The 20,401-nt window shown below is 68.3% G+C and carries 20 protein-coding genes; 10 read left to right on the top strand and 10 right to left on the bottom strand.

Going from position 1 to position 20,401, the window contains the following annotated elements; translation table 11 throughout:
- Complete coding sequence (locus G6N25_RS11860) at positions 1-1,650, bottom strand: peptide ABC transporter substrate-binding protein (protein WP_083073771.1); 1,650 nt, start codon at positions 1,648-1,650, stop codon at positions 1-3.
- 170 nt (positions 1,651-1,820) lie between these two features.
- Between G6N25_RS11860 and acs the strand changes: the two genes are divergently transcribed.
- Positions 1,821-3,773, top strand: a complete 1,953-nt coding sequence (acs, locus tag G6N25_RS11855) for an acetate--CoA ligase (RefSeq protein WP_083073772.1) — start codon at positions 1,821-1,823, stop codon at positions 3,771-3,773.
- Positions 3,774-3,796: 23 nt separating this feature from the next.
- Here acs and G6N25_RS11850 read toward each other — a convergent pair whose 3' ends face one another.
- Positions 3,797-4,492 (bottom strand): S1 family peptidase, encoded by a 696-nt coding sequence (locus tag G6N25_RS11850; RefSeq protein WP_142272600.1) that lies wholly within the window; start codon positions 4,490-4,492, stop codon positions 3,797-3,799.
- A 468-nt stretch (positions 4,493-4,960) separates the two neighbouring features.
- On the opposite strand from G6N25_RS11850, the gene G6N25_RS11845 reads away from it, so the two are divergent.
- Positions 4,961-5,476 carry a phage holin family protein gene (locus G6N25_RS11845; protein WP_083073773.1) on the top strand — a complete coding sequence of 172 codons (516 nt, stop codon included), beginning with the start codon at positions 4,961-4,963 and terminating at the stop codon, positions 5,474-5,476.
- On the top strand, positions 5,477-6,442 hold the full coding sequence (locus G6N25_RS11840; protein WP_083073774.1) for an alpha/beta fold hydrolase: 966 nt from the start codon (positions 5,477-5,479) through the stop codon (positions 6,440-6,442).
- Here G6N25_RS11840 and marP read toward each other — a convergent pair.
- Genes marP through nth form a run of 4 tightly spaced genes read right to left on the bottom strand, consistent with a single transcriptional unit; the run spans position 6,435 to position 9,777 of the window.
- Complete coding sequence (gene marP, locus G6N25_RS11835; RefSeq protein WP_142272609.1) at positions 6,435-7,628, bottom strand: acid resistance serine protease MarP; 1,194 nt, start codon at positions 7,626-7,628, stop codon at positions 6,435-6,437. The two genes, G6N25_RS11840 and marP, sit on opposite strands and share 8 nt — an antisense overlap.
- An 8-nt stretch (positions 7,629-7,636) precedes the next feature.
- Positions 7,637-8,407 carry an NUDIX hydrolase gene (locus tag G6N25_RS11830; RefSeq protein ID WP_083073776.1) on the bottom strand — a complete coding sequence of 257 codons (771 nt, stop codon included), beginning with the start codon at positions 8,405-8,407 and terminating at the stop codon, positions 7,637-7,639.
- Positions 8,404-9,078 carry a TlpA family protein disulfide reductase gene (locus G6N25_RS11825; protein ID WP_083073777.1) on the bottom strand — a complete coding sequence of 225 codons (675 nt, stop codon included), beginning with the start codon at positions 9,076-9,078 and terminating at the stop codon, positions 8,404-8,406. The genes G6N25_RS11830 and G6N25_RS11825 overlap by 4 nt, the downstream gene beginning before the upstream one ends.
- 18 nt (positions 9,079-9,096) lie before the next feature.
- Positions 9,097-9,777 carry an endonuclease III gene (nth, locus tag G6N25_RS11820; RefSeq protein WP_163672608.1) on the bottom strand — a complete coding sequence of 227 codons (681 nt, stop codon included), beginning with the start codon at positions 9,775-9,777 and terminating at the stop codon, positions 9,097-9,099.
- Positions 9,778-9,950: 173 nt separating this feature from the next.
- On the opposite strand from nth, the gene G6N25_RS11815 reads away from it, so the two are divergent.
- Together G6N25_RS11815 and crp are read left to right on the top strand one after the other, a co-directional pair.
- Positions 9,951-10,346, top strand: a complete 396-nt coding sequence (locus G6N25_RS11815; RefSeq protein WP_083073778.1) for a hypothetical protein — start codon at positions 9,951-9,953, stop codon at positions 10,344-10,346.
- Positions 10,347-10,444: 98 nt separating this feature from the next.
- Positions 10,445-11,119 (top strand): cAMP-activated global transcriptional regulator CRP, encoded by a 675-nt coding sequence (crp, locus tag G6N25_RS11810; protein ID WP_083073779.1) that lies wholly within the window; start codon positions 10,445-10,447, stop codon positions 11,117-11,119.
- Between the two features lie 99 nt (positions 11,120-11,218).
- On the opposite strand, the gene G6N25_RS11805 is transcribed toward crp, so the two are convergent.
- From G6N25_RS11805 to G6N25_RS11795, 3 genes are read right to left on the bottom strand one after another with little or no spacing between them, the layout of a single operon-like run.
- Entirely contained in the window at positions 11,219-12,010 is a 792-nt protein-coding gene (locus G6N25_RS11805) for an MBL fold metallo-hydrolase (protein WP_083073780.1), read from the bottom strand.
- A gap of 5 nt (positions 12,011-12,015) precedes the next feature.
- Positions 12,016-12,471: a RidA family protein gene (locus G6N25_RS11800; protein ID WP_083073781.1), complete on the bottom strand. Its 456-nt coding sequence runs from the start codon at positions 12,469-12,471 to the stop codon at positions 12,016-12,018.
- A 10-nt stretch (positions 12,472-12,481) separates the two neighbouring features.
- A complete protein-coding gene (locus G6N25_RS11795) occupies positions 12,482-12,643 on the bottom strand; it encodes a DUF4177 domain-containing protein (protein WP_142272602.1) in 162 nt (53 codons plus the stop codon).
- A 69-nt stretch (positions 12,644-12,712) separates the two neighbouring features.
- On the opposite strand from G6N25_RS11795, the gene G6N25_RS11790 reads away from it, so the two are divergent.
- Positions 12,713-13,738, top strand: a complete 1,026-nt coding sequence (locus G6N25_RS11790; protein WP_083073782.1) for an ArsA-related P-loop ATPase — start codon at positions 12,713-12,715, stop codon at positions 13,736-13,738.
- On the top strand, positions 13,735-14,880 hold the full coding sequence (locus G6N25_RS11785) for an ArsA family ATPase (RefSeq protein ID WP_083073783.1): 1,146 nt from the start codon (positions 13,735-13,737) through the stop codon (positions 14,878-14,880). Before G6N25_RS11790 ends, G6N25_RS11785 begins: the two co-directional genes overlap by 4 nt.
- A gap of 214 nt (positions 14,881-15,094) precedes the next feature.
- Here the strand turns inward: G6N25_RS11785 and G6N25_RS11780 are convergent, their stop codons facing one another.
- A complete protein-coding gene (locus G6N25_RS11780; protein ID WP_083073784.1) occupies positions 15,095-15,445 on the bottom strand; it encodes a WhiB family transcriptional regulator in 351 nt (116 codons plus the stop codon).
- A gap of 372 nt (positions 15,446-15,817) precedes the next feature.
- On the opposite strand from G6N25_RS11780, the gene ponA2 reads away from it, so the two are divergent.
- Genes ponA2 through cds1 form a run of 3 tightly spaced genes read left to right on the top strand, consistent with a single transcriptional unit; the run spans position 15,818 to position 20,365 of the window.
- Complete coding sequence (gene ponA2, locus G6N25_RS11775) at positions 15,818-18,247, top strand: transglycosylase/D,D-transpeptidase PonA2 (RefSeq protein WP_163672436.1); 2,430 nt, start codon at positions 15,818-15,820, stop codon at positions 18,245-18,247.
- Between the two features lie 55 nt (positions 18,248-18,302).
- Positions 18,303-19,262, top strand: a complete 960-nt coding sequence (locus G6N25_RS11770) for a metallophosphoesterase (protein ID WP_083077201.1) — start codon at positions 18,303-18,305, stop codon at positions 19,260-19,262.
- Positions 19,259-20,365, top strand: coding sequence for an L-cysteine desulfhydrase Cds1 (gene cds1 / locus G6N25_RS11765; protein ID WP_083077199.1), 1,107 nt, complete (start codon positions 19,259-19,261; stop codon positions 20,363-20,365). Before G6N25_RS11770 ends, cds1 begins: the two co-directional genes overlap by 4 nt.
- The last annotated feature ends 36 nt before the right edge of the window (positions 20,366-20,401 follow it).

Genomic DNA, 20,401 nt, shown 5'->3' with positions numbered 1-20,401 from the left:
TCAGCCCTTCACGATGTTCTCGTAGTCGGGCAGACCGTTCCATGTGACCCCGACCTGTTTGACCTGCGTCGACCAGCCGACCACGCCGATGTTGTCCCACAGCGGGACAACGGGCATGTCCTGCAACAGGAACCGCTGCGCGGCGTTGGCCAGGGCGTCCGACTCCTGCAGGCTGGGCGCGGCCTCGGCGGCCGCCAGCGCCGCGTCGAACTCGGGGTTGGAGTAGCCGACATCGTTGGAACCCGCCCCGGTGGCAAAGAGCGGGGCGAGGAACTCGATCATCGACGGGTAATCGCCCTGCCAGGCGGCGCGAAAGGCGGTCGAGATCGTGTGGTTGGTGATCTGGGTGCGAAATCCGGCGAAGGTGGGCTGGGGCGCGCCGACCGCGTCGATGCCCAGAACGTTCTTGATGCTGTTGGCCACGGCGTCCACCCATTCCTGGTTTCCGGCGTCGGCGTTGTAGGCGATCACGTACTGGCCGCTCCAGGCCGAGATCGCGTCGGCTTGCGCCCAAAGTTGCCGCGCCCGATCGGGATCGAAGTTCAACACGTCGTTGCCCGGTAGGTTCGGGTCGAAACCGGGCAGCGACCGGGCGGTGAAATCGCGCGACGGAGTGCGGGTGCCCATGAAGATCTGTTTACAGATCTCCGGGCGGTTGACGGCGGCCGACAGCGCGAGCCGGCGCAGGCGGCCCTCCTCACCGCCGAAGTGCGGCAGTCGCAGCGGGGTGTCGAGGCTGTGTTTGACCGCCACCGGGCCGCTGGTGACGTGATCGCCCAAGTCGCGCTTGTAGACCGGCAGCGCGCTCGGCGGAATCGTGTCCAGCACATCGAGGTTGCCCGAGAGCAGGTCGGCGTAGGCCGTGTCCAGATTGGCGTAGAACTCGAACCTCAGCCCCTTGTTGTGGGGCATGCGGTTGCCGTGGTAGCCGGGGTTGGGCCGCAGGTCGATCTTGACGTCGTGTTCCCAGGCCGGGCCGTCCGGGCCGTCGGCCAGCCGGTATGGGCCGTTGCCGATCGGGTTGCGGCCAAACGCCGGCATGTCGCGGAATGCGGCGTCCGGCAGCGGATAGAAGGCGCTGTGGCCCAGCCGCAACACGAAGTCGATGGTCGGCGCCTTGAGCCGCACGGTGAACTCGAGATCGTTGACCACCCGCAGCCCGGACATGGTGGTCCGCTCCGTCTTTGGGCCCGGCTGTCCGTCGCTCGTCACGCCGGAGACCTCGTCGAACCCGTCGATCGGGCTGAAAAAGCTTTGCTGCAGTTGGGCGTTGGTGCCCAACGCTCCGTAGTTCCACGCGTCGACGAACGAGTGGGCCGTCACGGGCGAGCCGTCGGTGAACTTCCAGCCCGGCTTGAGGACGATGCGGTAGTTGACGTTGTCGGTGGTCTCGATCGACTGGGCGACCTCCTTGGCAGGGTTGCCCGCGGCGTCATAGGACATCAGACCGGCGAAGAGCCGGTCGAGAATCCTTCCGCCGTTGCTGTCGTTGGTGCTCGTCGGGATCAGGGGGTAGGGCGGTTCCCCGCCGTTGACCAGCACCAGATCGGGGCTCAAGACGCCGCCGCCGCAACCGGCCAGGGAGCCGGCCAGCGACGCGGCCACCAGAAGCCCGGCGGCCACAGCGGCCAGCGCCCGCATCCCACGCATGACAGCGACCCTAGGGCCTGCGGCCGCACGGCTGCCGCAGGGTGCGGTCCCGGCGCACCGGTCATGATCCGGTCCGTGGGGGCTTTCCGGCCCGACTTGAAGCGCGGCGCCCCCGTTCGCGGCGTTAGGCTCACAGACGGTCTGCGAGCCTTGACAGTAGGAGGAAGCCGGTGACCGCCGCCCACACCGAAGGCCCGTCGTCGTATCCGCCGCCGGCGCGGTTCGCCGAGCGGGCCAACGCCGGCGAGGAGCTGTACCGTGAGGCCGAGGAGGACGGGCTGGCGTTTTGGGCCAAGCAGGCCAATCGGCTGTCCTGGGCGACGCCGTTCACCGAGGTGCTGGACTGGTCGCGGGCGCCGTTCGCCACGTGGTTCGCCGACGGCAAGCTCAACGTCGCCTACAACTGCGTGGACCGCCACGTGGAGGCGGGCCACGGCGATCGGGTGGCCATCCACTGGGAGGGCGAGCCCGTCGGCGACAGCCGCAACCTGACCTATTCCGAGCTGCGGACGGAGGTGTGCAGGGCGGCCAATGCGCTGACCGACCTCGGCCTGGTCGCCGGCGACCGGGTCGCGATCTACCTGCCGTTGATCCCCGAAGCCGTGATAGCGATGCTCGCCTGCGCGCGGCTGGGCATCATGCACAGCGTCGTGTTCGCCGGTTTCACCGCGAAGGCGCTGCGCGCCAGGATCGCCGATGCCCAGGCCAAGCTGCTGATCACCAGCGACGGGCAGTTCCGCCGCGGCAAGCCGGCGCCGCTGAAGGACGCGGCCGACGAGGCGGTCTCGGATCCGGACAGCCCCGTCGAGCACGTTATCGTGGTGCGCCGCACCGGGATTGACGTGTCATGGAACGACGGCCGCGACCTGTGGTGGCACGACGTGGTCGACTCCGCCCCCGCCGAGCACACCCCGGAGCCGTTCGACGCCGAGCAGCCGTTGTTCCTGCTGTACACCTCGGGCACCACCGGCAAGCCCAAGGGCATCGTCCACACCAGCGGCGGCTATCTCGCCCAGGCCTCCTACACGCACTACTACGTCTTCGACATCAAGCCCGAAAGCGACGTGTTCTGGTGCACCGCCGACATCGGCTGGGTCACCGGACACACCTACGGTGTCTACGGTCCGCTGTCCAACGGTGGCACCGAGGTGCTCTACGAGGGCACACCCGACTCGCCGACCCAGCACAGGCATTTCGAGATCATCGAAAAGTACGGCGTGACAATCTATTACACCGCCCCCACGCTGATCCGGACGTTCATGAAGTGGGGCCGCGAGATCCCCGACGCGCACGACCTGTCCAGCCTGCGCCTGCTGGGGTCGGTCGGCGAACCGATCAACCCCGAGGCGTGGCGCTGGTACCGCAAGGTGATCGGCGCCGACCGCCTGCCGATCGTGGACACCTGGTGGCAGACCGAAACCGGCGCCGCGATGATCTCCCCGCTGCCGGGAGTCGCTGCGGCCAAACCCGGTTCGGCGATGACGCCGCTGCCCGGCATCTCGGCGAAGATCGTCGACGACCACGGCGATCAATTGCCGCCGGGCGCCGACAGGGGCGAACACCTCACCGGCTACCTGGTCCTGGACCGGCCATGGCCGTCCATGCTGCGCGGCATCTGGGGCGACCCGGAGCGGTACGTCGAGACCTACTGGTCCAGGTTCGCCGAGCAGGGCTGGTACTTCGCCGGCGACAGCGCCTATTACGACGCCGACGGCGATATCTGGGTGGTGGGCCGCATCGACGACGTGATGAACGTGTCGGGGCATCGACTCTCGACGGCCGAGGTGGAGTCGGCGCTGGTCGGCCACGTCGCGGTGGCCGAGGCGGCCGTGGTCGGGATGACCGACGAAACCACCGGGCAGGCCATCTGCGCGTTCGTCGTGTTGTGCGCCGATTACCGGGTCCACGACGGCATCGTCGACGAGTTGCGCGTCGAGGTGGCCCGGGAGATCTCACCGATCGCCCGGCCGCGTGAGGTCCACGTGGTGCCCGAGCTGCCGAAGACGCGCAGCGGCAAGATCATGCGCAGGCTGTTGCGCGACGTCGCCGAGAACCGGGAGTTGGGTGACACGTCGACGCTGCTGGATCCCGGCGTGTTCGACGCGATCAAGGCCGGAAAGTAGGCCGGCGCCGGGCCGGCGGTTCCTCAGGCCGGTAAGGGCGCGAATCCCGATCCGGGCCGGTGTTTGGCGTTGACGTCGGCCAGGATCGCGTTGAACGACATCACCACCGCCGGGGTGTGCAGCGGGATGTATTTGATGACGCACGTCGGCAGGTTGTCGCTGAAGGCTCCGTGAATCATCCCGACCAGCAGGTTGTCGACCGTCACCGGCGCCCCGGAGTCACCCGGCTGGCCGCAGACCTGCATGACGATGGTGCCCGGATCCTGGCCCATCCCCCAGGTGACCCCGCACGAATTGCCCGTCGTGCGGCCCTGCTTGCAGGCGATCTGGCCGAAGGCCGGGTCCGGGCCGATCCCGGAGATCACAAAGCCGTTGTAGTTGGCCACCGGCGCCACCTTGGCCGGATCGAACTTGATGACCGCGTAGTCGAGGTTGTCGTTGCCCGCGACCATGGTGCCCAGCGGGCCCTTGTTCTGTGCGGCCTCGGCGGCGACCTGCGCCCCGGGTCCGCCGCAGTGCGCGGACGTGAAGCCGATCAGCTCACCGGCGGCATCCGACCCGATCGTCGTCAGGGTGCACATCGTGTCCCCGTTGATGACGATGCCCGCGCCGCCACCCATCGGAACCCTGTCGTCGGCGGCCGCGTTGGCAGGCAAACCGATTAGGGTCAGCAGCACGGCCACCATCGCCGCGTTGTAGCAACGGTGGGCCGTCTGCAAAGCGACACTCCCATCAACGGTCGGACATCCCGAGCAGCCTGGTCAGTCTAGTCGGCAAGGATGCCGGTTCGCCGAGGTCGACGCCGTAGCCACACCGCATTCCCGTCCCCTTCGTGCTCAAGGGGACCGGCCGCTCCGTATCCTGTTGGGCGCCTTCGCTTCTCGTCACCACGGGGCCAGGCGGCCCCACTTCTGAACCGGCACAATGACCCGCGGAAACGGTCTCGATCGGCGGCGCGCGGGAGGCCATCTGTTCGGCGTGAGTTCACGCCGAGGTTCGGCCCGGCCCCGTCGGCTTCACCGGGGGCTCGCATCCGGGACCCGCCCGGCCGCTCACCGGTCCGCGGCTGGCCTCGTCTGGCACCGCGCCGCATGGCAACATAAACCGCGAGCGAACGGGCTCGGCGACGACGCGCGCCGGGCAACGGCTCGAGGAGGAGCCGGGCAATCGAAGCGAGAGGACCGTCTGTGAGCAAAGAGGATCGCAAGAACGGTGTGCCCAGCACCCTGACCACGATTCCGTTGGCCGACCCGCACGCGAAGCCCGCCGAGCCGTCGATCGGTGATCTGATCAAAGACGCGACCGCCCAGGTGTCCACCCTGGTCCGCGCCGAGGTCGAACTGGCGCGTGCCGAGATCACCCGCGACGTCAAGAAGGGCTTCACCGGCAGCGTCTACTTCATCGCCGCCCTGGTGGTGTTGTTTTACTCCACGTTCTTTTTCTTCTTCTTCCTCGCCGAGCTACTCGACACCTGGCTGTGGCGCTGGGTGGCATTCCTGATCGTGTTCGCGACCATGGTGGTGGTCGGGGCCCTGCTGGGGCTCTTGGGTTTCCTGAAGGTGCGCCGGATCCGCGGACCGCGGCAGACGATCGAATCGGTCAAGGAGACGCGCACCGCGCTCACCCCCGGCCACGACAAGCCCGCTCCCGAGCCCCACGGCAAGCGGGAAGACCCCGCTACCGGCGATCCCTCGGGTTGGTAGATGCCCGCACCAGATCCGTCGGTCACCCGCATCGACGGGCCATGGCGCCATTTTGACGTGCACGCCAACGGGATCCGGTTCCATGTCGTCGAGGCGCTGTGGGCGGGCGAGGACCCGAGCGTTCCCGCCACGGCGCGGCCGCTGGTGATCTTGCTGCACGGTTTCGGGTCGTTCTGGTGGTCCTGGCGTCATCAGCTGCGCGGACTGACCGGGGCGAGGGTGATCGCGGTCGATCTGCGTGGCTACGGTGGCAGCGACAAGCCGCCCCGCGGCTACGACGGCTGGACGCTCGCCGGCGACACCGCCGGGCTGATCCGTGCGCTCGGGCACACCTCGGCGACGCTGGTCGGCCACGCCGACGGCGGGCTGGCCTGCTGGGCCACCGCGCTGCTGCACTCGCGGCTGGTGCGCGCCATCGCGCTGATCAGCTCCCCGCACCCGGCGGCGTTGCGGCGATCCACCTTGACTCGCCGCGATCAGGGTTACGCGCTGCTGCCGACGTTGCTGCGGTACCAAATGCCGATCCGGCCGGAGCGCCTGCTGACCCGGGACAACGCGGCGGAGATCGAACGCCTCGTCCGCAGCCGCAGCAGCGCCAAATGGGTTGCCTCCGAAGATTTTTCCCAGACCGTCGGTTACCTGCGGACGGCGATCCAGATTCCGGGGGCCGCGCACTGCGCGCTCGAATACCAGCGCTGGGCGGTACGCAGCCAGCTGCGCGGCGAGGGCCGGCGTTTCATGAGATCAATGTGTCAACGGCTCGGCACGCCGCTGCTACACCTGCGCGGCGAAGCCGATCCCTACGTGCTGGCCGATCCGGTCGACCACACGCAGCGCTACGCCCCGCAGGGACGATACATATCCGTCACGGGCGTAGGGCATTTCAGCCACGAAGAGGCGCCGGACGAAATCAACAGGCACCTGATGAGGTTCTTCGAGCACGTGCACGCGCCCCGGGTCAGCTGACGCAGGCCCCGGTCGGGACCTGTTGGGTGTCACCGAGCTTCGAAAGCTGACTGGACACCTCGTCGGCCGTCAGCACGAAACCCGTGTCGGGGTCGTCGACGGCCGCGCCAAACACCACACCCAGCACGTGACCGTTGAGGTCGATCAACGGTCCACCCGAATTCCCTTGCTCCACACTGGCTCTGATGGTGTACACGTCGCGGGTGACCGGCGCGGGGTCGCGATAGATGTCGGGGCCGCTGAGTTTGATGGCCTCGCGAATCCTGGCCGGGGTCGCGGTGAAGTTGCCGCCGCCGGGATAACCCAGCACCACAACGCTGGCGCCGGTTTTCGCTTCGGTCTGGGCGAAGGCCAACGGCTGCGGCGGCAGGTTCGGAACGGCCAGGATGGCGATGTCGACCGACGGGTCGTAGGACACCACGGTGGCATCAAGGGGATTGCCGCTGGCGTAGACCTGGACGGTATTGGACCCGGCCACCACGTGCGCGTTGGTCATCACCCGGTCGGGCGCCACCACGAAACCGCTGCCCTCCAAGACCTTTTGGCAGCTGGGCGCCAGGCTGCGCACCTTGACGACGCTCGGCGCGATGGACGTCACCACCGGATTGTTCGCCAGCGCGGGGTCCGGTGACGCGACCGGAATCACCGGGGTGCGGCTGAAGGGCTCCAGCACCGCGGGCAGCCCGGAGGTGTTCAGCAGCGCCGACAGCCGCTTGGGCACGGTCTTCAGCCAGGGCGGTGCGACGTTATTGACCTGGGCGAGCACCCGCGAACCCCGGACCGCGGCGGCCAGCTCGGGCTGGTCCTTCGACTGCGTCAGCGGCGTCGCCAACAACCAGGCGGCCGTCAGCACCACGACCAGCTGGACCCCCACCCCGATGATCGAGTCGACGGATCGTATTGCGCGGCTGTGGATTGCGCCGCGAACCGCACGTCCCAGCACCACGCCGGCGACCTCGCCCACGACGACCAGCGCGAGGATCAAAAACAGCGCGGTGAACAGCTTGGCGCGGGGGGCGGCGATGTGGCTGACGATGTGGGGCGCCAGCAGCACGCCCGCGATCGCGCCCAGCAACACGCCGACGAACGACAGCAGCGAGCCCAGCGCGCCCGAACGCCAGCCCGAAATGGCCGCGATGAAGGCGACCGCCAAGACGGCGATATCCAGCCACTGCGACGGGGTCATCGAATTCATCAGGGGGGCCCGCCTTGGTCGCCGACCAGCACCATCGCCTCGTCCAACTCACGCACGTCGCCGACGTCCCAGGGCAGGGCCCAGCCGGCGACGTCGAGCATCGCGGAGATCACCTGGCCGGTGAATCCCCACACCAGCATCTCGTTCAACAGAAACGCCGGGCCGGCCCAACGGCGGCCGAGACCGCCCCGGTACACCATCAGCCGGTTCGCCGGATTAGTGAAGGCGCGCACCGGAACTCGCGCCACGACCGCCGTCTCCGCCTCGTTGACGACCGCCACCGGCCCGGGATCCGGCGAGTAGGCCAGCACCGGGACGACGTGGAACTGAGACGGCGCGATGAACGTCCGCTCCATCGTGGCCAGCGGGTGCAGCCGACCGACGTCGATCCCGGTTTCCTCGTGCGCTTCGCGCAGGGCGGTGGCCACCGGTCCGGCGTCGGTGGGATCGAAGGCCCCGCCGGGGAACGCCGCCTGGCCGGCGTGGTGGCGCAACGTCGAGGCCCGCACGGTGACCAACAGGTCAGCATCGTCGGGGATGCCGCCGTCGGCCGGCCCGGATTGCGGACCGGAGAACAACACCAGAACGGCGGCCTCGCGGCCACGGCTCCGTGCCGACGACGGCGACGACGCGGCCTTGGCGGTCACCATCGCCAGCAGGTCGGCGGGCAACCGGCGCCGATACGCGTCCGGGATCTGCGCGACGTTGTCGACCAGCGGACGCAGCCACGGCGGGCAGACGTCGGGCGCCAGCGGAACAGCCGAACTCACCGCCGCCTCCCTCCTCCCACCGCCTGGCCCGCATCGTCGCCGACCGCAGCCGCGATCTCGTCGGCAGTGGCGAAAGGCCGCGGCATCGTCTGCGCAACGCTACCGTCCGGCCGGAGGACGACCGTCGCGGGCATCACATTTACCACGCGCAGCGCCGCCGCCACCCGGCGACGACCGTCCTGCAGGGTCGGCAGCCGAACACCCAACTGCGCCAACCGCAGTAACGCGGCCGTCTCGTTCTCGTCTTGATGCACCGTCACCACCATCACGTCCGACCCGACCCGCCGTTGATACTCGGCCATCGCGGGCAGTTCGGCCGTGCACGGCGCGCACCAGTACGCCCACAGGTTGAGCACCACGCGGTGTCCGGCCAGGGCGCGGGCGACGTCGACCGTTGAACCGTCGGCCGCGCACTCCGCGACCACACCGCGGAGCGCCGCGGGGCCGACACCGCCGCCGGCGGCGGGACAGGGCGGCAGGTTGGCGCGCTCCCGCGGACCCGCCAACGCGGCCGGCGTGTCGGCGTCGCGATGCTCGCGGTCGGCCGTCGCCGGGCGCGTCTCGGTCGTCGAGGTCGTCGCCGGATCGTCGCGCAGCTCGGCCACCAGCGCCGCCGTCAGCGCCGCCACCACAACCAATATCGCAATGGTCCAGCGGGCCTTCCCGGTCAAGGTTTCCCGGCCCCGGTATTACAGCCCCGCCAGGGCCAGCAGATGCCCGGCCTCCGGCCCCTGCACGAGGGGCGCGGCGAGCAGGGATTCCGTGGGACCGAGGCCGAACGAGGGGCAATCCTTGGCGAGCAGGCAGACGCCGCACGCCGGCTTGCGGGCGTGGCACACCCGCCGGCCGTGGAAGATCACCCGGTGGCTCAACATGGTCCACTCGCCGCGTTCGATCAGTTCGCCGACCGCGTGCTCGATCTTGACGGGGTCCTTTTCCGCGGTCCAGCGCCACCGGTGCACCAGGCGCGTGAAGTGGGTGTCGACGGTGATTCCGGGGACGTCGAAGGCGTTGCCCAGGATGACGTTGGCGGTCTTGCGTCCCACCCCGGGCAGGGTGACCAGCTCGGCCATGGTCGACGGCACCTCGCCGTCGAACCGTTCCACCAGGGCCTGACCCAGGCCGATGAGCGAGGCCGCCTTGTTACGGAAGAAGCCGGTGGGACGAATGAGGCCTTCCAGCTCGGCGCGATCGGCTCGCGCGTAGTCCAGCGCCGACCGGTATCGCTTGAACAAGGCCGGCGTGGTCAGGTTGACGCGCTTGTCGGTGCTCTGCGCCGACAGGATGGTGGCCACCGCCAGTTCCAGCGGCGTCGTGAAATCAAGCTCGCAGTGCGCGTCCGGAAATGCTTGCGCCAGTGTGCGATTCATCCGCCGCGCCCGTCGCACCAATCCAACTCGGGTTTCCTGCGCCCAGCGCCGGGCGACGACGCCGCCGGGCGTGGTCGGTGTGGACTTCAAACGCCCGGACGACTTTGCCGCTGTCACCTACGACAGAGTACTGATTTCGTGATCTCACCGAGACCTCGTGTTGATTCAAGGCCATGTTTACTCTCCTTGTGTCATGGTTGCTGGTGGCCGGCGTGCCGGGGCTGCTTATGCTTGCGACGCTCGGTCTGGGGCGCCTGGAGCGGGAACTCGCCCGCGAGACCGTCACGGGGACCGACGTCGACGAGTTCCTCGAGCACGCGGAGGCCGTCGATGTGCATACTTTGGCCCGGGAAGGCATGCCCGAGGCGCTCGAATACCTGCACCGACGGCAGGCTCAGCGGCTGACCGGTTCGCCGCCGCCCGCCGCCCACGCCGGACCGCGTCACGCTGCGCCGGTGTTTGCCGCCGACTTCGACGGCCGCAATGAGCTTGGATTGCCGACGCGAATGCGCGCCCATACGCGTGTCAATCCGCAATTCGGGGGGACTAGAGATGTCAATCGTGTGTAGCGTGGCACGTTGGACATAATTGGCCGGCCCCTAGACTCATGATGCGAGCAGGGGGTTAGCCTGCCGATATCACATCGTTGGAAAGCTGAAGAGGCAACGTGGACGAGATCCTGGCAAGGGCAGGAATCTTCCAAGGGGTTGAGCCCAGCGCGGTCACCGCGCTGACCAAGCAATTGCAACCCGTCGACTTCCCGCGCGGACACATGGTTTTTGCCGAGGGGGAGCCGGGCGATCGGCTGTACATCATCGTCTCGGGCAAGGTCAAAATCGGGCGGCGTTCGCCGGACGGCCGGGAGAATCTGCTGACGATCATGGGCCCGTCGGACATGTTCGGCGAGTTGTCGATCTTCGACCCGGGTCCGCGGACGTCCAGCGCGACCACGATCACCGAAGTGCGGGCCGTGTCGATGGACCGCGACGCGCTGCGCGCGTGGATCGCCGATCGTCCCGAAATCGCCGAGCAATTGCTCCGAGTGTTGGCCCGGCGGCTGCGCCGGACCAACAACAACCTGGCCGACCTGATCTTCACCGACGTGCCGGGCCGGGTGGCCAAGCAGCTGCTGCAGCTGGCCCAGCGTTTCGGCACCCAGGAGGGTGGCGCCATGCGCGTCACCCACGACCTGACGCAGGAGGAGATCGCGCAGCTGGTGGGCGCTTCCCGGGAGACGGTGAACAAGGCCCTGGCCGACTTCGCCCACCGCGGCTGGATCCGCCTGGAGGGCAAGAGCGTGCTGATCTCGGACTCCGAACGGCTGGCCCGCCGCGCTCGGTAGCTGCGGCCGATCATCGAGACTGCGCCCAGCGCTACCCAAAGGCCCGCCGGGGCACTCTGTGTGCAGTTTCGACGCCCCTCAGCGCAGGCTCGACGCGGATCAGCCCCGCAGGTAATCCAGTTGCGCCTGAACCGACCATTCCGCCGCGTCCCAGAGCTTCTCGTCGACGTCGACATAGACGCGTTCGACGACCTGGCGGGCGGTGGCGTCGCCGCCAAGGTCCAGCAGGGCGGCGCGCACCTGTTCCAAGCGTTCGTGCCGGTGCATCAGGTATCCGGACGCGACGGCTTCCAGGTCGGCCAACTCCGGGCCGTGCCCGGGCAACACGGTGCGCCGCCCCAGGCCGCGAAGCCGCCGCAGCGATTCCAGGTAATCGGCCAGGCTGCCGTCCTCGTTGTCGATGACGGTGGTGCCGCGACCCAACACGGTGTCGGCCGTCAACACGGCGTCGTCGAGGACGAACGACAGCGAATCGGCGGTGTGGCCCGGGGTGGCCATGACCGTGATCTTCAGGCCGGCGGCATCGATCACCTCGCCATCTGCCAGCTCGCCGCCGAGGCCGCGCAGGAATCCGCTGCCCGCCGACCGGACCGTCGCCCCGGTCCGTTCGACCAGCTTGTCGATGCCGTCGGTGTGGTCGCCGTGCCGGTGGCTGATCAGCACCAGCGCGATGCGGCCGGCGCCGGCGACTCGGGCGATGTGCTCGTCGTCCTCCGGCCCGGGATCGACGACGACCAACTCGTCGCTGCCCGGGCCGCGCAGCACCCAGGTGTTGGTGCCCTCCAGCGTCAGCAGGCCGGGGTTGTCGGCCAGCAGCACCGACGCGGTGTCGGTGACTGCCCGCAACCGGCCGTAGACGGGGTGGGTCGGCGACTCGGCGGCCGCGGTCACGGCCGTCAGCCGACCTCGACGATCAGCTCGACCTCCACCGGCGCGCCCAGGGGCAGCTCGGCCACGCCGACCGCCGAACGAGCATGCGCGCCCGCATCGCCGAACACCTCGGCGAGCAGCTCGGAAGCCCCGTTGACGACGCCCGGCTGGCCGATGAAACCCGCAGCGGACGCGACGAACCCGACGACCTTGACCACCCGGGTCACCGCGTCGATGCCCACCAGCGAGTCCACCGCGGCCAGCGCGTTGAGCGCGCAGACCCGCGCCAGCGCCCTGCCCTCTTCCGGGCTGACCTCGGCGCCGACCTTGCCGGTCCGCGCCGGCTTTCCGGCCTCCACGGGCAGCTGACCCGAGGTATAGACCAGATTGCCGGTTCGTACCGCCGGTACGTAAGCGGCCAGCGGCGCGACCACCTCCGGAAGCGCGACACCAAGTTGCCCCAGCCGGGCGGAAGCGCTCATCGGGGCACCACTATTTAGGGCGCTTCAAATACGCGACGTGTTGCTCGCCGGTAGGCCCGGGGAGCACGGCCACCAGTTCCCAGCCATCGGCACCCCACTGATCGAGGATCTGTTTGGTGGCGTGCGTCAGCAGCGGGACGGTGACGTATTCCCATGCGGTGGGTTGGCTCATGACGCGAGCTTATCGGTCGGATTTGAACAGCTCCGGCCCGGTGGCCAGGGACGCTCGGGCTAGCATGCGATGGTGGCATCCACTTCGAGCGGCGGTAGTTCCGTCGGCTGGCCATCGCGCCTGTCGAAGGCCCGCTTACATTTCGTGACCGGCAAAGGCGGCACGGGTAAGTCGACGGTAGCGGCCGCGCTGGCACTGACCCTGGCGGCGGGCGGCCGCAAAGTCCTTCTCGTCGAAGTCGAAGGCCGCCAAGGGATTGCGCAACTTTTCGACGTGCCGCCCCTGCCCTATCAGGAGCTCAAGATCGCGACGGCCGAGCGCGGCGGACAGGTCAACGCGCTGGCGATCGACATCGAGGCCGCGTTCCTGGAGTACCTCGACATGTTCTACAACCTCGGCATCGCGGGCCGGGCGATGCGCCGCATCGGTGCGATCGAGTTCGCGACGACGATCGCGCCGGGGCTGCGCGACGTGCTGCTCACCGGCAAGATCAAGGAGTCGGTGGTGCGCCTCAACAAGGGGGCCAAGAACCCGGTCTATGACGCGGTGGTCGTCGACGCGCCACCGACGGGCCGGATCGCGCGCTTTCTGGATGTCACCAAGGCGGTGTCGGATCTGGCCAAGGGCGGCCCGGTGCACTCGCAGAGCGAGGGTGTGGTGAAGCTGCTGCATTCCGACCAGACCGCCATTCATCTGGTCACGCTGCTGGAGGCGTTGCCGGTGCAGGAAACGCTGGAAGCCATCGAGGAGCTTGCAGAGATGGAGCTGCCGATCGGCAGTGTGATCGTGAACCGCAACATCCCGTCCTTCCTGGAGCCGCGCGACCTGGCTAAGGCCGCCGAGGGAGCCGTCGACGCGGATTCGGTGCGGGCCGGGTTACAGATGGCCGGAATTAAGCTCAACGACACCGACTTCGCCGGCCTGCTGACCGAAACGATCCAGCATGCGACCCTGATCACGGCGCGCGCGGAGACCGCCCAGCAACTCGACGCGTTGAAGGTGCCGCGGCTGGAACTGCCGACGATCTCCGACGGCGTCGACCTCGGTAGCCTATACGAGCTCTCGGAATCGCTTGCACAGCAGGGTGTTCGATGAGTACGGCGCCGAAAACCCTCGATATGGCCGCGATTTTGGCCGACACAACGAACCGGGTGATCGTGTGCTGCGGCGCCGGCGGGGTGGGCAAGACGACCACCGCGGCCGCGATCGCGATGCGCGCGGCCGAATATGGCCGGACCGTATGCGTTTTGACAATCGACCCGGCCAAGCGGCTGGCGCAGGCGCTCGGAGTCAATGACCTCGGCAACACCCCGCAGCGCGTGCCGCTGGCGCCAGAGGTCTCCGGCGAACTGCACGCAATGATGCTCGATATGCGCCGCACGTTCGATGAAATGGTGGTCCAATACTCTGGATCCGGTCGGGCACAATCGATTCTGGATAACCAGTTCTATCAGACCGTCGCCACGTCGCTTGCCGGCACGCAGGAGTACATGGCGATGGAGAAGCTGGGTCAGTTGCTGAGCGAGGACCGCTGGGACCTGGTGGTGGTCGACACCCCTCCGTCGCGGAACGCGCTGGATTTCTTGGACGCGCCAAAACGACTGGGCAGCTTCATGGATAGCCGATTGTGGCGGCTGCTGCTCGCGCCCGGCCGAGGCATTGGGCGGTTGGTGACCGGCGCAATGGGTCTGGCGATGAAGGCCATGTCGACCGTGCTCGGTTCCCAGATGCTCGCCGACGCGGCGGCATTCGTGCAGTCGCTGGATGCCACCTTCGGTGGTTTCCGCGAAAAGGCGGATCGCACCTACGCGCTGCTGAAACGGCGCGGCACGCAATTTGTCGTGGTGTCGGCCGCCGAACCCGACGCGCTGCGCGAGGCGGCCTTCTTCGTCGACCGGCTGTCGCAGGAGGGTATGCCGCTCGCGGGTCTCGTGCTGAATCGCACGCACCCGACCCTGTGTTCCCTGCCGGTCGAGCGCGCGATCGATGGAAGCGAAACGCTAGAGGCCGAACCGGATTCGGAGGTCGCGGCGCTGGCCGCGGCCGTGCTGAGGATTCATGCCGACCGCGCGCAAACCGCCAAGCGGGAAATCAGATTGCTCTCACGATTCACCGGGGCACACCCGCATGTGCCGGTAGTCGGGGTGCCGTCGCTGCCGTTCGACGTTTCGGACCTGGACGCGCTGCGCGCGCTCGCCGATCAGATCACTGCGGTCGGCTCCTCAGCTCTTATTTGACACGGATCGGCACCGCACGGTACGCAGATTTCGTTGCTGTCGAATTCTTATTCAACACAAGCTAGTTCGTATTCAACACGCGCCAGCTAGCTATTTGACACTGTCTAATTAAAAGCGCGGGCAACGCGTAACAGAAACGTAATCATGAAAATCGAGGTTTTCAGAACGCTGGGAAGGAACGGCGGCCCAGCACGCGTGCGCGGGTGGGCGGGGCCTAGCCGACGCCGCGGTTGCGGCGCTTGTCGAAGAAGTCCGACCAGGAGACGACCTCGGGGTGCTGCTTGAGCAGAGCTCTGCGCTGGCGCTCGGTCATGCCGCCCCAAACCCCGAACTCGACCTTGTTGTCCAACGCGTCCGCCCCGCACTCCTGCATCACCGGGCAGTGCCGACAGATGACCGCCGCCTTGCGTTGCGCAGCGCCCCGGACAAACAGTTCGTCGGGGTCAGTGGTTCGGCAGAGTGCCTTCGAGACCCAACTAATCCGCTCTTCGGCGTCGACGCTACGCAGTACCCCTTGTGCAGCCGCTATGTTTGTCCTATCCGCGGCCGGCCCCGTATCTGACACGAACTGTTCCCTTCCTCCCGGCCGCTGTTCACGACCGCCCTCCTCGGGTGCAGATCCCTCCTGCGATCCACGCCACGCTGTGCACTTCGGTGTTATCTGAATCTCACCGTGTGTCTAAGTTAGGTGGTCAGGTGGCAATTGCGCAACAGTCTGATAACGGTTTTTTTGGGACGCGCGTGCAGTCTCGTCCCGAAGCATAGGTCCAACCAGAGGACCGCGCACTTCATCCGGGTGGATGACCAGTGACGGAGACGCAAATTTATTTCAACTCGATATTAAGTTCGCTGGTGATTGACGACTAGAGGCTTTAGTCAATTCGCGGGTCAATTTACGGCATGGGCCGGCCGAAGCGGGGCCGCTACCCTAGGACCCATGTCAGACCGCCCCCCGGCCCCCCTCACGCTTCTCAAGCTCGCCGGGTGCTGCTTGTTGGCCAGCGTCGTCGCCACGGCGCTGATGTTCCCGCTGGCCGGCGGGATCGGGCTGATGTCCAATCGCGCCTCCGAAGTGGTCGCTAACGGCTCCGCCCAGCTTCTCCAGGGGGAGGTACCGGCGGTGTCGACGATGGTCGACAAGAAGGGCAACGTGATCGCGTGGCTGTACTCGCAGCGCCGGTTCGAGGTGCCCACCGACAAGATCGCCAACACCATGAAGCTGGCGATCGTTTCGATCGAGGACAAGCGGTTCGCTGACCACAACGGGGTGGACTGGAAGGGCACCCTGACCGGGCTGGCCGGCTACGCGTCCGGCGACGTCGACACCCGCGGCGGTTCCACCATCGAACAGCAGTACGTGAAGAACTACCAGCTGCTGGTCACCGCCCAAACCGACGCCGAGAAGCGCGCGGCCGTCGAAACCACCCCGGCCCGCAAGCTGCGCGAGATCCGGATGGCGCTGACGCTGGACAAGACCTTCACCAAGCCCGAGATCTTGACCCGCTACCTGAACCTGGTCTCGTTCGGCAACAACTCGTTCGGGGTGCAGGACGCGGCGCAGACCTACTTCGGCATCAACGCGTCCGACCTGAACTGGCAGCAGGCGGCGCTGCTGGCGGGCATGGTGCAGTCGACCAGCACGCTCAACCCCTACACCAACCCGGACGGGGCCCTGGCCCGCCGGAACCTGGTCCTGGACACCATGATCGAGAACCTGCCGCAGGACGCCGACGCCCTGCGCGCCGCGAAGGCCACGCCGCTCGGGATTCTGCCCCAGCCCAATGAGCTGCCCCGGGGCTGCATCGCGGCGGGCGACCGCGCCTTCTTCTGCGACTACGTCCAGGAGTACCTGTCCCGTGCCGGGATCAGCAAGGAACAGGTGGCCAGGGGCGGCTACCTGATCCGCACCACGTTGGACCCGGACGTGCAGACGCCGGTCAAGGCGGCCATCGACAAGTTCGCCAGCCCGACCCTGCCGGGCATCTCGAGCGTCATGAGTGTGATCGAGCCGGGCAAGACCTCGCACCACGTCATGGCGATGGCCAGCAACCGCACCTACGGCCTGGACCTCGACGCCGGCCAAACGATGCGCCCGCAGCCGTTCTCCCTCGTCGGCGACGGCGCCGGGTCGGTCTTCAAGATCTTCACCACGGCCGCGGCGCTGGACATGGGCATGGGCATCAACGCCACCCTCGAGGTGCCGGGCCGGTTCCAGGCCAAGGGCATGGGCAGCGGCGGCGCGAAGGGGTGCCCCAAGGACACCTGGTGCGTGATCAACGCCGGGAACTACCGGGGCTCGATGAACGTCACCGACGCGCTGGCCACCTCGCCCAACACCGCGTTCGCCAAGCTGATCCAGCAGGTCGGAGTGACCCGCACGGTCGACATGGCGATCAAACTCGGGTTGCGGTCCTACGCCAACCCCGGCACCGCGCGCGATTACAACCCCGACAGCAACGAGAGCCTCGCCGACTTCGTCAAGCGGCAGAACATCGGCTCGTTCACGTTGGGCCCGATCGAGGTGAACGCGCTGGAGCTGTCGAATGTGGCGGCCACCTTGGCCTCCGGCGGGGTGTGGTGCCCGCCGAGCCCGATCGACAAGCTGATCGACCGCCACGGCAACGAGGTCGCGGTGACCACCGAGACCTGCGACCAGGTGGTGCCCGAGGGGCTGGCGAACACGCTGGCCAACGCGATGAGCAAGGACGCGCTGGGAGGGGGCACGGCGGCCGGTTCGGCCGGCGCGGCGGGCTGGGACCTGCCGGTGTCCGGTAAGACCGGCACCACCGAAGCCCACCGCTCCTCCGGCTTCGTGGGTTTCACCAGCCACTACGCGGCCGCGAACTACATCTACGACGACTCACCCAACCCGACGGACCTGTGCTCCGCCCCGCTGCGCCACTGCGGCGAGGGCGACTTGTACGGCGGCAACGAGCCCGCGCGCACCTGGTTCACGGCGATGAAACCGATCGCCACCAACTTCGGGCCGGTGCAATTGCCGCCCACCGACCCCCGCTACGTGGACGGGTCGCCCGCCTCGCGGGTGCCCAGCGTGGCCGGCCTGGACACCGACGCGGCCCGGCAGCGCCTCAAGGACGCGGGCTTCCAGGTCGCCGACCAAACCAACTCCGTCAACAGCAGCGCCAAGTTGGGCGAGGTGGTCGGAACGACGCCCAGCGGGCAGACGATTCCGGGGTCGATCATCACGATCCAAGTCAGTAACGGCGTCCCACCGGCGCCGCCACCACCGCCGGAAGGCGCGCCGCCGCCGATCGGATCGCAGGTCGTCGAGATCCCGGGTCTGCCGCCGATCACCATTCCGCTACTGGCCCCGCCGCCACCCCCGCCGGGGCAGCCGCCCCCATAGGCCGGCAGGGCGCCGGATCGCGCCCTCGGCGCGCGACCGGCAGTAGGCTGCCTGCATGGCCGACGTTTTGCCCGTCCTGATCCGCGCCGGCGCCGCTGCGCTCGGTTCGACCGTTGCCGGCATCGGCTACGCCGCGCTCGTCGAGCGCAACGCGTTCGTCCTGCGCGAGATCACCATGCCCGTCCTGACGCCGGGCTCCACGCCGCTGCGGGTGCTGCATATCAGCGATCTCCACATGCTGCCCAACCAGCGCCGCAAACAGGCCTGGCTGCGCGAACTGGCCGGCTGGGAGCCCGACCTGGTCGTCAACACCGGCGACAACCTGGCCCACCCCAAGGCGGTGCCCGCGGTCGTGCAGCCCCTGGGTGACCTGCTGTCGCGGCCGGGTGTGTTCGTCTTCGGCAGCAATGACTACTTCGGCCCGCGCCTGAAGAACCCGCTGAACTACCTGACCAACCCGTCGCACCGGCTCCGCGGCGAGCCGCTGCCCTGGCAGGACCTGCGGGCGGCGTTCACCGAGCGCGGCTGGCTCGACCTCACCCACACCCGCCGCGAGTTCGAGGTGGCCGGCCTGCACATCGCCGCCGCGGGCGTGGACGACCCGCACATCGACCGGGACCGCTACGACGCGATCGCGGGTACGGCCAGCCCGGCCGCGAACCTGCGGCTTGGGCTGACCCATTCGCCGGAGCCGCGGGTGCTGGATCGCTTCGCCGCCGACGGCTATCAGCTGGTGATGGCCGGCCACACCCACGGCGGGCAGCTGTGCGTGCCGTTCTACGGCGCCCTGGTGACCAACTGCGGCCTGGACCGCTCCCGGGCCAAGGGACCGTCCCGTTGGGGCGCGAACATGCAGCTGCACGTGTCCGCCGGGGTAGGCACCTCGCCGTTCGCGCCGGTGCGGTTCTGCTGCAGGCCCGAAGCGACCCTGCTGACGTTGATCGCCGCGCCGATGGGCGGCCGGGATTCCACCAGCGACCTGAGCCGTTCGCAGCCGACCGCGTCGGTGCATTGAACGAGCGGACCCGGATCGCGGTCCGCAGCCGCTCGCGGCGCTGGGTCGACAACGCGATCCGGCTGATCCGGGCCGACGCCCGTCGCAGCGCCGACACGCACCTGCTCCGGTACCCGCTGCCGTCGGCGTGGTGTGCGGACGTGGACGTCGCGCTGTACCTCAAGGACGAGACGACGCACATCACCGGCAGCCTCAAACACCGGCTGGCGCGGTCCCTGTTTCTGTACGCGCTGTGCAACGGGTGGATCGGCGAGGGCACCACGGTGGTCGAGGCCTCGTCGGGTTCGACGGCGGTGTCGGAGGCCTACTTCGCGGCGCTGCTGGGACTGCCGTTCGTCGCCGTGATGCCGGCGTCGACCAGCGCGGCCAAGGTGGCGCTGATCGAATCACAAGGCGGCCGTTGCCATTTCGTGGCGGACTCGGGTCAGGTGTACGCCGAGGCCGAGCGCGTGGCCCGGGAGACCGGCGGGCACTACCTGGACCAGTTCACCAACGCCGAACGCGCCACCGACTGGCGGGGCAACAACAACATCGCCGAGTCGATCTACGAGCAGATGCGCGACGAGAGGCACCCGATCCCGGAATGGATCGTGGTCGGCGCGGGCACCGGCGGAACCAGCGCGACGATCGGCCGCTACATCCGCTACCGCCGGCACGCGACCCGGCTATGCGTCGTCGACCCGGAGAACTCCGCGTTCTTTCCGGCCTATGCCGAGGACCGCTACGACATCGTGATGGCCACGTCGTCTCGCATCGAGGGCATCGGTCGGCCGCGGGTCGAGCCGTCGTTTCTGCCCGGCGTCGTCGACCGGATGGTCGCGGTCCCCGACGCGGCGTCCATCGCCGCCGCCCGCCACGTCAGCGCCGTCCTGGGGCGGCGGGTGGGGCCGTCGACGGGCACCAACCTGTGGGGCGCCTTCGGCCTGCTCGCCGAGATGGTCGTCGAGGGCCGCGGCGGGTCGGTGGTCACCCTGCTCGCCGACAGCGGCGACCGCTACGCCGACACCTACTTCAGCGACGAATGGGTCGACGCCCAGGGGCTTGACCCGGCCGGTCCCGCCGGGGCGCTGGTCGAATTCGAACGCTCGTGCGCGTGGACGTAGCCCTCGGGCCGCGGTTTGGCGAGTCGATGGGGCGGT

The sequence above is a fragment of the Mycobacterium heidelbergense genome (assembly GCF_010730745.1).
Taxonomy (GTDB): Bacteria; Actinomycetota; Actinomycetes; order Mycobacteriales; family Mycobacteriaceae; genus Mycobacterium; species Mycobacterium heidelbergense.
Note: the sequence above shows the minus strand (reverse complement) of the source record. Positions and strands in the feature narration are given on the sequence as shown.